Source organism: Flavobacterium plurextorum, assembly GCF_002217395.1.
GTDB classification, from domain to species: domain Bacteria; phylum Bacteroidota; class Bacteroidia; order Flavobacteriales; family Flavobacteriaceae; genus Flavobacterium; species Flavobacterium plurextorum.
In genome coordinates, this window is sequence record NZ_MUHD01000027.1 from 70,666 (window position 1) to 83,538 (window position 12,873).

A 12,873-nucleotide genomic window follows, 5' to 3' on the forward strand; every position below is an offset into this window, starting at 1 on the left:
GCTAAGGTTCTGAAGTGCTAAGTTTAATTAGCAAATCTTAGAATCTCAGAACCTTAGAATCTCAGAATCTAAATAAAAAAAATATGTTTACAAAGTACAACAAAATTGCTTTTAGCGGTATTTTAGCTCTAAACCTGTTTTTTGCCAATCCTGTTATTTCACAGGAAAAAAAGGTAAAACAAACAAATTCAGATTATACCCAATATGTAAATCCGTTTATTGGCTCTGCCGGTCACGGTCACGTATTTGTAGGTGCCAATGTTCCTTTTGGAGCTGTGCAGTTAGGACCAGTAAATGTTTTTGAAGGCTGGGATTGGTGCAGTGGTTACAATTATGCCAGTAATACTATTTTAGGTTTCACACACACTCATTTAAGCGGAACCGGAATTGGAGATTTAAACGATATTCTTTTATTGCCTGTATCAGGAAAAGTGCCTTTGACAAAAGGAACAAAAGAAGATATGGCAACAGGTTACGGTTCTTATTTCTCTCATGAAAATGAAGTAAGTAAAGCAGGATATTACAGCGTATTGCTTGATAAATATAAAATTAAAGCAGAGTTAACAGCAAGCGAAAGAGTAGGTTTTCATAAATATACTTTTAATACTGCTCAAGACAATCACGTTTTATTAGACCTTGCAGATGGTGTAGGATGGGACAAACCTGTAAAAACGTTTATAAAAAAAGTAAACGAAACCACTCTAGTAGGATATAGATATTCATCAGGATGGGCGGCAGATCAACGTGTCTTTTTTGCAATTGAATTTTCTGAGCCAATTTCAAATATGGCATTGTACGATGATAAAACTTCTGTAAGCGGAAACGAAGGTGAAGGTCTAAAAATGAAAGCAGTTTTAGATTTTACAACTTTAAAAAATAAAGAAGTTTTAGTAAAAGTTGGAATCTCACCTGTAAGTTATGAAAATGCAGTTATCAATATAAAAGCCGAAATTCCAAATTGGGACTTTAATGCTGTAGTAAAACAAGCAACTTCAAAATGGAATGCAGCGTTAAATAAAATCCAGATCAAAGCAGATGATAAAACAATGAAAGTTTTTTACACTGCTTTGTATCATACCATGTTTGCACCTTCAATATTCAATGATGTAAACGGAGATTATAGAGGAACAGACAAAAAAGTATACGAAAAAGCAAACTTTACAAACTACACGACTTTTTCACTTTGGGATACTTACCGTGGTTTACATCCATTGTATACCATTACGCAACAAGAAAAAATTAACGACATCGTAAAATCATTTTTAGCGATTTATCAGCAGCAAGGCAGATTACCAGTTTGGCATTTAATGGGTAACGAAACCAATACAATGAACGGAAATCACTCGATCGCCGTAATTGTTGATGCTTACATGAAAGGATATAGAGGTTATGATGTTGCATTAGCCTATGAAGCCATCAAAAAAACAGCGATGCAAACGCGTGAAGGAATGGATTATGTGCAAAAACTAGAATACATTCCTGCAGATAAATTGTTAGAATCTGTTGGAAACGCTTTAGAATATGCAATCGACGATTATTGTATAGCGTTAATGGCGAAAGATCTTGGTAAAACAGAAGATTATAACTATTTCTCAAAAAGAGCCAATTTGTACAAACTTTATTTCGATAAAGAAACTACATTCATGAGAGGTAAATTGACAGATGGAAATTGGAGAACACCATTTAATCCGCTTTCATCAGCACATAGAAAAGATGATTATGTAGAAGGAAATGCGTGGCAATACACTTGGTTAGTTCCTCAAGATCCTTATGGTTTAATAGAATTGTTTGGAAGTGAAGATAAATTTATTAAAAAATTAGATTCCTTATTCTTAATAACAGATAAAGTAGAAGGCGAAGAAATATCTCCAGATATTAGTGGTTTAATTGGTCAATATGCACAAGGAAATGAGCCAAACCACCATATTCCATATCTTTATGCATATGTTGGACAACCTTGGAAAACAGCCAAATTAATCCGTGAAATCGATGAGAAATTCTATTCTACAAAACCTGATGGATTGTGCGGAAATGAAGATTTAGGACAAATGTCTGCTTGGTATGTTTTATCATCAATGGGATTCTATTCTGTTAATCCTGCAAATGGAATTTACGTTATGGGAAGTCCGTTAGTAAATTCAGCAGTAATTCATCATAAAGAAGGAGTTTCGTTTACAATAAAAGCGATTGATAACAGCAAAACCAATATTTATATTCAGAAAGCTGAGTTTAACGGAAAACCGTATACAAAATCATATATCACACATGATATGATTGTAAAAGGAGGAGAATTAAAATTGTATATGGGAAGTAAACCATCTACAACTTTTGGTGTTAAAAAAGCAGATAGACCGCTTTAGATTTAAGATTTTAGAACATAGATTTTAGAAATAGGATAACAAGACAGAATATGAAAATAAAAAGTTTAATTTTTTTAGGACTATTACAGTGCTGCATTTTTGTAAATGCACAGGTTAAAGCATTAGATCCGGTAGAATATGTAAATCCGTTAATGGGTACACAATCTTTGCATAGTCTTTCAAACGGAAATACCTATCCCGCAATCTGCAGACCTTGGGGAATGAATTTCTGGACTCCGCAAACGGGTAAAATGGGAGACGGATGGGCTTACATTTATACAGCAGATAAGATTAGAGGATTTAAACAAACACATCAGCCGTCGCCTTGGATGAATGATTACGGACAGTTTTCTATCATGCCGGTTACTGGAAAATTAACTTTTGCAGAAGACGAAAGAGGAAGCTGGTTCAGTCATAAAGCCGAGGTTTCTAAACCATATTATTACAGCGTTTACCTTGCAGATTATGATGTTACAACAGAAATAACTGCAACAGAAAGAGCAGCGCATTTTCAAATTACATTTCCAGAAAATGAACAATCTTCAATTGTAATTGATGCTTTTGATAAAGGTTCTTATATTAAAATTATTCCATCAGAAAATAAAATTATTGGTTACACTACTCGCAACAGCGGCGGAGTTCCTGAGAACTTTAAAAACTATTTTGTACTGCAGTTCGACAAACCTTTTACAACCAATTATACTTGGCATGATAAAGTTTTAGAAAAAGACAAATTAGAATTAAAAGACGATCACGTTGGTGCAATTGTAGGTTTCAAAACTAAAAAAGGAGAAATAGTAAATGTAAAAGTTTCTTCTTCTTTTATTAGTCAAGAACAAGCTGAGTTGAATTTGAAAAATGAATTAGGAACTGCTTCTTTTAAAGAAACAGTTGCAGAATCTAAAAAAGAGTGGAATAAAGTTCTAGGAAAATTAACTGCAGAAGGCGGAAGCGACGAGCAATTAAAAACATTCTACTCTTGCTTATACCGTACAGCATGTTTTCCTCAAAAACAATACGAAATAAACGCAAAAGGAGAAATTGTACATTACAGTCCGTACAATGGTAAAGTTTTACCAGGTTATATGTATGCAGGAACAGGTTTTTGGGATACATTCCGTGCCTTATATCCATTATTGAATTTAGTTTATCCTTCTATAAACAAAGAAATGCAGGAAGCATTAATCAACGACTATAAAGAAGGCGGTTTCTTGCCAGAATGGTCAAGTCCAGGCTTTAGAAATGTAATGGTGGGTAATAATTCAGCTTCTGTAGTTTCTGATGCATATATTAAAGGATTACGAGGATATGATATCAACAAGTTGTATGAAGCTTTATTACACGGTGCTAACAACGAAGGACCAATGGATGCTGTTGGAAGACGCGGCGTACAGTATTACAACACTTTAGGATATGTGCCTTATGATGTGAAAATCAATGAAAATGCAGCTAGAACATTAGAATATGCTTACGATGACTTTACGATTTGGAAATTAGCAAAAGCATTAAATCGTCCTAAAAAAGAAATCAGTTTATTCGAAAAAAGAATGATGAATTATAAAAATCTTTATAATCCATCAATCGGATTAATGAGCGGTAGAAATAAAGACGGAAGTTTCCCTAAAGATTTCAATCCGTTTAAATGGGGAGATGCTTTTACAGAAGGAAATGCATGGCATTACAGCTGGAGCGTTTTTCATGACGTTCAAGGTTTGATTGATTTAATGGGCGGACAAAAGAAATTTACTGCAAAATTAGACGAGGTATTTTCAACACCGCCAATTTTTGATGACAGTTATTACGGATCAGTTATTCATGAAATTCGCGAAATGCAGATTATGAATATGGGACAATATGCGCACGGAAATCAGCCAATTCAACACATGATTTATTTGTATAATTATGCAGGTGAACCTTGGAAAACGCAATATTGGTCACGTGAAGTAATGAACCGTATGTACAAACCAACGCCAGATGGATATTGTGGTGATGAGGATAACGGACAAACATCAGCTTGGTATGTATTCTCTGCAATGGGATTCTATCCAGTTTGCCCAGGAACGGAAGAATATGTTCTAGGAGCACCATTATTTAAAAAGCTGACATTAAAATTAGAAAACGGAAAAGAATTGGTGATTAACGCACCAAAAAATTCTGAAACTAATAAATATGCTCAAGATTTAAAATGGAATAACGCAGCTTACTCAAAAAATTATATCAATCATTTTGATGTATTAAAAGGCGGCGAATTAAATTTTGACATGAGCGATACACCAAATTTACAAAGAGGAACTTCAGCAAACGCTTTTCCATATTCTTATTCAACTTCAAAATAATATTATGCAATCACGTAGAAAATTCATAAAAAACGCTGGGATATTTTCAGCAGGATTATTGGCCATCCAAACAGATGCTTTCGGAATGCAATCGGATACTTTCAATTTTGCATTAAAAGATTTTATTACAAAAAGACCACCTGCAGCCGAAAGAAAGTTTACAAGTAAAGCTATTGAAGCTGCTATTGTAAGAATCAAAAAACAAATAGCTAACCCAGAACTGGCTTGGTTGTTTGAAAACTGTTTTCCAAATACATTAGATACTACTGTAGATTTTGAAATCATCGACGGTAAACCTGATACTTATGTAATTACAGGTGATATTGATGCCATGTGGTTACGTGATAGTACGGCGCAAATTTGGCCATATATTCCGTTTGTAAAAGAAGATAAAAAACTGGCTGAATTGGTAAAAGGAGTAATCAACCGTCAGACAAAATGTATTTTATTAGATCCTTATGCAAATGCTTTTTATAAAGATTTTAATCAGGTAAGCGAATGGAAAAATGACATGACCAAAATGCAGCCTGGAATTCATGAGCGCAAGTGGGAAATTGACAGTTTATGCTACCCAATTAGACTGGCACACGGTTATTGGAAAGAAACTGGAGATATAAGTTTGTTCGACAGCAAATGGAAAGAAGCTATGTTGTTGGTTTTACAAACGTTTAAAGAACAACAGCGCTGGACTGATAAAGGGCCATACAATTTTCAAAGAGTTACAGCTTGGGCTACAGATGGAGTGCCTTTAGGAGGTTACGGTTATCCTGTAAAACCATGCGGATTAATTGTTTCGACTTTTAGACCAAGTGACGACAGTACTTTATTTGGATATTTAATTCCAAGTAATATGTTTGCAATTGAAGTATTAGGATATCTTCAGGAAATTTTCTCTTTGCCGGCTTTATTAGATAAAGATTTAGTTGCCAAAGCAAAAGAAATGCAAGGACAAGTTCAGAAAGGATTAGAAGAAAACGCAATTATCGAACACCCAAAATTCGGAAAAATCATTGCTTTTGAAGTAAACGGATATGGAAGTTTCCATATGATGGATGATGCTAATGTGCCGTCATTATTATCGTTACCGTATCTAGGAGCAATCGAACCAGACAGTCCGCTTTATTTAAACACAAGAAAAGTAGTGCTTTCAGAGAATAATCCGTTTTTCTATAAAGGAAAAGCTGGCGAAGGTATTGGCGGACCACACACAGGAACCGATACAATATGGCCAATGAGTATTGTTTTGAGAGCCATTACAAGTGTTGATGAAAAAGAAATAAAAGCATGTATAAGCAACTTAATCAAGACAAATGCAGATACTGGTTTTATGCACGAATCTTTTCATAAAGACGACGTAGCAAAATTTACTAGAAAATGGTTTGCTTGGGCAAATACACTTTTTGGAGAAATGATCGTACACACTAGTATTCATTATCCACAAATTTTAAAAGATAAAAACATTTAAAACAATAATTTGCCATCAAGAGATTAAGAAAAATAGGCTGTTAGACTTAATCTCTTACTGGTGAAAAAGAATTAAAACTAAAATTTAGTTGACCCCATAATGGTTCAATTCCAAAAACAAAAAAACAAGAATGAATAAAGAGTATGCCGTTGGCTTAGATATAGGAGGCACACATATCACCGCAGCGATAATTGATATAGTAGATATGAAGGTGATGGATTTTTCACTGCACAAAGAGTCTTTTGATTCTAATATGCCTGTGGAAGAGGTTATGACTATTTGGGAAAAAGCAATTCGTACATCATTCAAAAATTCTAAAGTTGAAAAAACTTCAGGATTAGCTGTTTGTATGCCGGGACCATTTGATTATACAAACGGAATTTGCTGGATAAAAGACCAATCTAAGTACGAACATTTTTATGGATTGAATGTGCGCGATTTATTTCAAGATAAACTAGATCTTTCTAACGATTTTCCAATTCTTTTTGAAAATGATGCTGTTTGTTTTGGAAAAGGAGAAGTTTTTAAAGATTCAGAAAATCTTTCTAAAAAAGTAATGGCGATTACACTTGGTACAGGACTTGGCGCTTGTTTTATTGACAAAGGAGAATCAATCAGTACAGGTATTTCAGTACCAAAAGAAGGTGAAATTTACGATCTTCCGTACAAAGAAGGTATTGCTGAGGATTATGTTTCGGTTCGCGGACTTTTGGCTGGTTATTTCGCTTTAAGCGGAAAAAAAGTAAACAATGGTTTAGAGCTTTTTAATTTGGCGGAAAACGGCGACGAAATGGCTGTAAAAGTATTTGAACAAATGGGACAAGACTTGGCAGCAATTGTTCTTCCGTGGTTAGAAAAATTTGGTGCCGACAGCTTTATTATTGGAGGGAAAATTGCAAATGCAAGCGAATTCTTTTTGCCTGTTTTCAATCAAAAAATTAAAGAAGCAGGAAGTGAAATCCTAGTTTCTATTTCTACAGATAATGAGCAGGCAGCTTTATTAGGCGCCACAAGTATGCTTTATAAAGCATAATAATCAATTATAGAATATTCTATTTTTAAAGCTGTCCGAAATATAATTTCGGACAGCTTTTTTTATAAATACTAAAGGCGGGCACTCCACGTTAGACCGCTTATATCTGTTAAAGTCAGCGTGTAATGCTCTTTGTCAGACATTGTTTTACGATCGATCGGAAGTCGCATTGTTGCTTTTGCGCCAAGCGGAATAATCAAGCTGTGAGCTCCGGGTTTTATTTTGGCAACATAATGATTGTTAATAGTCGTGGCAGGTAATTTTGCTAAATCAGCTCCATGCAATTGTAAAAGATATTTTCCAGATGAATCTTGAAGCGAAATACCAATCAAAAAAGAACCATAAACATCAACACCTTCAACTCGATAAACATCAAAAGTCATTTCTGTATTCTGCATTTTAAAATTGCTGATTTCCAGTTTTGGTTTTACTGATTTATTATGCAATGTTCCAAAAACGCCTCCATGAAAATATTGATTAGTATACAAAGTAAGACCTGCAATAAAAGCAACGGTTACTAAAATAAGCCGCTTGTATGCAGCTAAATTCAGCGGTCCAGAACCTAGAAATTTAAACCATTTTGTTTTAGTAAAACGGAACTTTCTCGAAATAAAATAAGAATCTAACGATAGATAGTTACTGCCGGTTATAAATAAAGTAAATCCTGCGGCCAAGCCTAAAATTCCTATCTGCCATTCGTCTAAACAAGTTGTTCCAATCCAGCCCGAAGCGAGCAGAATTCCAAATGCTAATAAGAATATTCCAATACTCATTAAACGGGTGAAAAAACCAAGAATTAATGCTAAACCTACAATTCCCTCAACAATGGTAAAAGTTACCATTGCATACCATAAAGCTTCGGGATGCGTAACTAAATATTCGATTATGGGTTTTAACCCCAGAGAATTGGGTAAAAAATGATTGAATTTCTCGCCAATGTAACCTGCTTCTTCAGGTATTAATTTGTTTTCTAAAATAAGACGTCTCCAAAATGCCGAAAAATAAGTCCAGCCAACTACCAATCGTAATGATAAAGTAGCCAAAGACGCAGTGTCAAAAGATTTCTTTTGCTGTATCATGCAGTATAAAATTTAAAAATAAAAAATTGTTTTAAGCTGTAATTGAATTCGCTTTTAGTGCAATTTTTAGATTTTTAAATACGATAAACATAGGAGGATAAGTAGTAGATTTTTTGCCGAATTCGAAAGCAGGACGAACTTGAACTTTAGTAAAAACAGCATTCTCATTTACAGGAGAATAAAACGAAAGTGTTCTAGGTAAAATTGGAATTTGCGGTGTAGAAATAACCTTTTTTACAAAAGTGTTTTTATGAATTAAACTGCTGCTGCAAGATCCAAACTGCGGTAATTGAGTTTGAGTTTTTTGAGAAAATTCGATTGAATCGATCGCGGTAAAATGCAGAATAGTTTTTTTAATCTGACAATTAGAAAAAGCATACACCAAACTTACAACTAGCAAAAGCTGTTTAAGATGTCGAAATAAAGTGATGTAATTTTTCCAATTCATTTTATAAAAATAAGTTTAAAAAACGGTACTCGCATTGATTTTAGATAACATTAACAGCTATTTCAACTCAATAAACAAGTTCAGCGTTTGTTTTTATTATTCCGGATTTAAAACGGTGATAATATTTTCTCTCACACCCGTTTTTAGATTGATAATTTCAAATCTTTTTGCCGCCGAAAACGAACCAATATCGCTGTCGCTGTTAATTAAAATTGCACCAACAAGAATGATATATTTACAATTGTATTTCGTTGCCGCGATCAGTTCTTGAATGCGATCATCAATAGCTTGATAGATTACTTCGGTTGACTCTATCAATGGAATTTCTGAGCTTAGAATTTTATCTTTTTGCTTGAATAAAATTTGCTCAATAATATTCATTTGATAATCCAATTCCGTTACATTTCCTGGTTCTATAGTATTATCGGCTAATTTGTTAAGCGCGCCGGTTGCCGCTCCACAGCAAAGCGACTTCTCTGTTTGTCCAATGCGATTAATTTTTCCAACAATTCCTTCTTTAGAAATACCAATGTGAGGCCCATAATAAATAAAAACAGCCCCATCATCAGGAACATGACTTGCAAAAGCTGCCATACCACTTAATCCTGTAAATGGAAAACCATCTAAACCGCCCATTTTAAAAGGACCTAAAAACTCCAGAGCTCTTGCAGGATATTGAATGCTGTTTACATCATCACTGCAAATACTATCAGCCAATATGATTTGTGAAGGTTCTAAATCTAGTTTCTCTTCAACATAATCAATTACTTTATTGATATAATCAATAGTAGTTAAAGCATAAGGATAGTGTTTTCGGATGATTTCTAATTTTTCTCTTTTTTTCATTGATCAAATCGTTTATAAAAAAAGTTCTGAAAGACAAAAGAACCTCATGCAGATTTGTGCAAAGGCTCTGTTTTTGTAATTTTTTATAAAGGTACAGTTAAAAATTAAGTTCTCTTTTTACTTTTAGAATATATTCGAATTTCAAATTAGAGAGCATTTAAGATTCTATAAATTATGAGATTTTAGAACTAATATGCTCAAAAAGTATATTGAATTTGTCGCCGAGTTTTTTCTTAAGGCGCTGTTTGGATTTTTTTACAGCATCAGGTGTTATTCCTAATAATTCGGAGATTTCAGTATTATTAAAATTTAGTTTTTGCAGTAATAGAATTCGTTTATTAGAATCAGTGAGTTCAGGAAAATCTTCTTCCAGTAAACGATGAAACTCGGGATGTACTTTTTGAAATTCTTTTTTGAAAATTTTCCAGTTTTCCTCCGTCATCAAATGTGATTCAAGTAAAATATTCAGATTTTCTTTTTCAGAATCGCTGTGAGATGAATTTTTAATTTGATTTATTTCAGATCTTAAACTTTTTATTTGATTGTTTTTTTCTTTCAAATGAGCGGCATGCGCATCTAAATTTTCATTTGCTTCAGATAATTTTTGCTCATTTTTTATTTTCTCTGTCTTTAACGAAAAGACCTTTTCGCTGTATTCAATCTGTCTGTTTTTTAAATGCTTTTTAAAATTAAAAATAAGAAAAATCAATAAGGAAAGAGCAAGAATAATAATTACGGCATAAACATTTTTTATCGAAATTTCATTCTTGTATTGTTCGTTTGTACGATTAATATTTTGCTGAAATTTTTCTTTTTGAATCATCCAGTTTACTTTGTTGATAGCCATATCGCCATCTTTGTTTTTAAGAGAATCTTCAAGAACAAGCATTCGTCTTCTTAAAATTAATTCTTCATCAGCTTTGTTTTGATGCTGCAGGATTCTCAATTTAAGCTGAATGATTTGAAGTTCTGATTTTTCAAAATAAGTTTTTGAGTACACAATATTCTCAGCCTCTTTTAAAGCTTGATCTGCTTTAGTAAAATCGTTGTCATCTAAATATAGTTCCGCCAGTAAAATAGAAGCATACATTGTGTTCTGGTAGCTTTTTTCAGCTTTTGAGATACTGATATCTTTTTTGACTAATGAAATAGCCGATTTAAAATCGCCTTGTTTTTGTTTTACAAGTGCCAAATCTCCCAAAGCTTTAGCATAGCGCACTTTATTCTGAATTTCCTGCGATAATTTGGCAGTTTGTAAAAAATAATATTCCGCTTTTTTAAGATCAGAAGTATGCAGATAATTTGCACCAATAGCATTTGTTATCGAAGCATATTCGATGCTTTTTTTAGGAGCATTTTTTTGGGCAAGATCTAAATAGTATGCTGCCTCTTTATAGTCACCAAGTGTTTGCATAATCCATCCAATTTTTTTGAAAGATTCACCTGGTAAGATTATTTTTTCGGCCGGCAGTTTTTCAATCTTATCAATAACTTTGAGAAGGAGCGGAGTCATCTTTATGAAATCTCTGTAATAATAAAGATAACTTACATAATTAAGCTGTGTCCAAATTTCAATGCTTTGTTCTTTTAAAAGTGCCGCTTTTTTAATCGACTGCTGATAATGAAAATCGCTTTTTTTGTTTACTGCATTATAAAAATTACTGTATCCGTTGGCAAGTAACGCCTCATAAAAAACGCTGTAGTTTTTATTTTGATACAATGGTTTTAAAAAGTTTTTTAATGCCACTGTATCTTTCTCAAAAGATTTTTCCTGATTTAATACGGCCTCATAATTTTTAATTTCATTTTTTGAAAAAGAAATTTGAATAGGAGCGTTTTGTGCTTTTAATAGAAAGGCAAAAAAGACTAAAGCGATGCAGTAGATTTTCTTTGAAAACATTTTTTCTTAGTTGTGGTTTTTGTTTTTGGGATCGTAAAAATAGCGAAAAAAGTTACGTTTCTAAACCAAAAAACATAATGTATTGATTTTGTTAGATTTCTAAACGTAAATGTCCCCTATTTGTCCCCCTCACTTTTTATCGTTTAAATTCTTTCTAGAGTAGTTTTGCCACAACAATATCCGAACTTGAAAAAGCTCGTATATACCGCAAATTGAGATGTTTTTGCGGCCTCATTTTTCAGCGTTAGGAACTGCTGTGGTAACTGTAGAAAATTTTATTGCCCCAACTGTTGTCCCCCAATATAAGACAGTCCAATTCGATTTTATAGTAGATGCAGTAATAGTTCCAGCGCTGATTAACAGTGGCAATAGTTCCAGTAACGGAATGTTCGTTAGCACAGTTTTTAAAACTGGATAAACGCTCACAGGAAATTTACTGTAGTAAAAACGGAATTTATTTAACGATATTTAAATCTTTAAAAATAGATTTCGTTATATCCTTTCTGCAATTTCCGAAAGCTGCGTTATTAATTTTTCGATCTTGTAAAAGACGTGTTGCAAAAAAATAAGTATCATTATTATTTACAATATAGCCAACCCACCATCCAGTATTGATTTCGTTTTCTCTTGTCCAACCCGTTTTCGAATAAATAGAGTAGCCTTTATTTTGCTCCGTCAGCATTACTTTTTTTACAATCTGCATATTACGTTTTGAAAATGGAAGCTTTTCGTCGTACAGATTTTTTAGAAATTCGACTTGATTAAGAGGGGAAATTTTAAAGTTGCCAAAATTCCAAAAATCGGCATCCGTTTGCGACATATCGAGATTTCCGTAATGACACAATGATAAATATTTTTTGTAATTATCCTTTCCAATTTTCTTTGCCAACTCCACAAATGCCCAGCCTGCAGAAACTTCAAAAGCTTCTTTTACCGTTATGTCATGGTAAATCTCGGGACGATAACCATATTTTATAGTATCTGTAGTTCCCGGCCATTTTACGACGTCATTTTCGCTGGAAATAGTTTTTGTTTCTAATGCTATAAGCAGATTAATAATTTTGAAAGTCGATGCAGGAAGTGTTTCTTTCTTGGTTCCAATCGTGTCAGATAAAAACCATGTATGCTTATTGTTATCATAAATGGCAATCGAACCTTCGACATTGCAGTTGTCAAAATATTTTTTAAAATTAGAATGCACGACAATTTTATCACGGTTTGATACAATTGTGCGATCACCTTTTTGTAGATTGGATGAGCAAGAGAAAAGAAACCCAGCAAAAAGAAATACCGTAAATAATTGTTTCAAATTCATTTTGCTCCTTTAATATTACACGGACTTTTTTTTAGTTTCAGATGTGGTTTTGTGAAAAGTTTTGCAACGAATTTACTTCGTCTGTTCGCTG

The 12,873-nt window shown here is 33.3% G+C and carries 9 protein-coding genes; 4 read left to right on the forward strand and 5 right to left on the reverse strand.

Annotated elements, in window-relative coordinates; genetic code table 11:
• Positions 1–83: 83 nt before the first annotated feature.
• From B0A81_RS14130 to B0A81_RS14145, 4 genes are all read left to right on the forward strand, one after another.
• Positions 84–2,360 carry a GH92 family glycosyl hydrolase gene (locus tag B0A81_RS14130; protein WP_089058643.1) on the forward strand — a complete coding sequence of 759 codons (2,277 nt, stop codon included), beginning with the start codon at positions 84–86 and terminating at the stop codon, positions 2,358–2,360.
• Positions 2,361–2,410: 50 nt separating this feature from the next.
• On the forward strand, positions 2,411–4,696 hold the full coding sequence (locus tag B0A81_RS14135) for a GH92 family glycosyl hydrolase (RefSeq protein WP_089058644.1): 2,286 nt from the start codon (positions 2,411–2,413) through the stop codon (positions 4,694–4,696).
• Between the two features lie 4 nt (positions 4,697–4,700).
• Positions 4,701–6,161 (forward strand): glycoside hydrolase family 125 protein, encoded by a 1,461-nt coding sequence (locus tag B0A81_RS14140; RefSeq protein WP_089058645.1) that lies wholly within the window; start codon positions 4,701–4,703, stop codon positions 6,159–6,161.
• Positions 6,162–6,291: 130 nt separating this feature from the next.
• Positions 6,292–7,194 carry an ROK family protein gene (locus tag B0A81_RS14145; protein WP_089058646.1) on the forward strand — a complete coding sequence of 301 codons (903 nt, stop codon included), beginning with the start codon at positions 6,292–6,294 and terminating at the stop codon, positions 7,192–7,194.
• 71 nt (positions 7,195–7,265) lie between these two features.
• On the opposite strand, the gene B0A81_RS14150 is transcribed toward B0A81_RS14145, so the two are convergent.
• The 5 genes from B0A81_RS14150 to B0A81_RS14175 form a co-directional block, all read right to left on the reverse strand.
• Positions 7,266–8,273 (reverse strand): TQO small subunit DoxD, encoded by a 1,008-nt coding sequence (locus B0A81_RS14150; RefSeq protein WP_089058647.1) that lies wholly within the window; start codon positions 8,271–8,273, stop codon positions 7,266–7,268.
• Between the two features lie 31 nt (positions 8,274–8,304).
• Positions 8,305–8,721 (reverse strand): hypothetical protein, encoded by a 417-nt coding sequence (locus tag B0A81_RS14155; RefSeq protein WP_089058648.1) that lies wholly within the window; start codon positions 8,719–8,721, stop codon positions 8,305–8,307.
• 96 nt (positions 8,722–8,817) lie between these two features.
• The gene (locus B0A81_RS14160; protein WP_089058649.1) at positions 8,818–9,567 is read right to left on the reverse strand and encodes a hypothetical protein; all 750 of its coding nucleotides are present in this window, start codon (positions 9,565–9,567) and stop codon (positions 8,818–8,820) included.
• Between the two features lie 172 nt (positions 9,568–9,739).
• A complete protein-coding gene (locus tag B0A81_RS14165; protein ID WP_089058650.1) occupies positions 9,740–11,467 on the reverse strand; it encodes a tetratricopeptide repeat protein in 1,728 nt (575 codons plus the stop codon).
• A gap of 454 nt (positions 11,468–11,921) precedes the next feature.
• Complete coding sequence (locus B0A81_RS14175; RefSeq protein WP_089058652.1) at positions 11,922–12,782, reverse strand: penicillin-binding transpeptidase domain-containing protein; 861 nt, start codon at positions 12,780–12,782, stop codon at positions 11,922–11,924.
• Positions 12,783–12,873: the final 91 nt, after the last annotated feature.

Coding starts and splice junctions, on each gene's coding strand:
- B0A81_RS14145 (WP_089058646.1), top strand. CDS start 6,292: ATGAATAAAGAGTATGCCGTTGGCTTAGATATAGGAGGCACACATATC.
- B0A81_RS14165 (WP_089058650.1), bottom strand. CDS start 11,467: ATGTTTTCAAAGAAAATCTACTGCATCGCTTTAGTCTTTTTTGCCTTT.
- B0A81_RS14155 (WP_089058648.1), bottom strand. CDS start 8,721: ATGAATTGGAAAAATTACATCACTTTATTTCGACATCTTAAACAGCTT.
- B0A81_RS14140 (WP_089058645.1), top strand. CDS start 4,701: ATGCAATCACGTAGAAAATTCATAAAAAACGCTGGGATATTTTCAGCA.
- B0A81_RS14175 (WP_089058652.1), bottom strand. CDS start 12,782: ATGAATTTGAAACAATTATTTACGGTATTTCTTTTTGCTGGGTTTCTT.
- B0A81_RS14130 (WP_089058643.1), top strand. CDS start 84: ATGTTTACAAAGTACAACAAAATTGCTTTTAGCGGTATTTTAGCTCTA.
- B0A81_RS14135 (WP_089058644.1), top strand. CDS start 2,411: ATGAAAATAAAAAGTTTAATTTTTTTAGGACTATTACAGTGCTGCATT.
- B0A81_RS14150 (WP_089058647.1), bottom strand. CDS start 8,273: ATGATACAGCAAAAGAAATCTTTTGACACTGCGTCTTTGGCTACTTTA.
- B0A81_RS14160 (WP_089058649.1), bottom strand. CDS start 9,567: ATGAAAAAAAGAGAAAAATTAGAAATCATCCGAAAACACTATCCTTAT.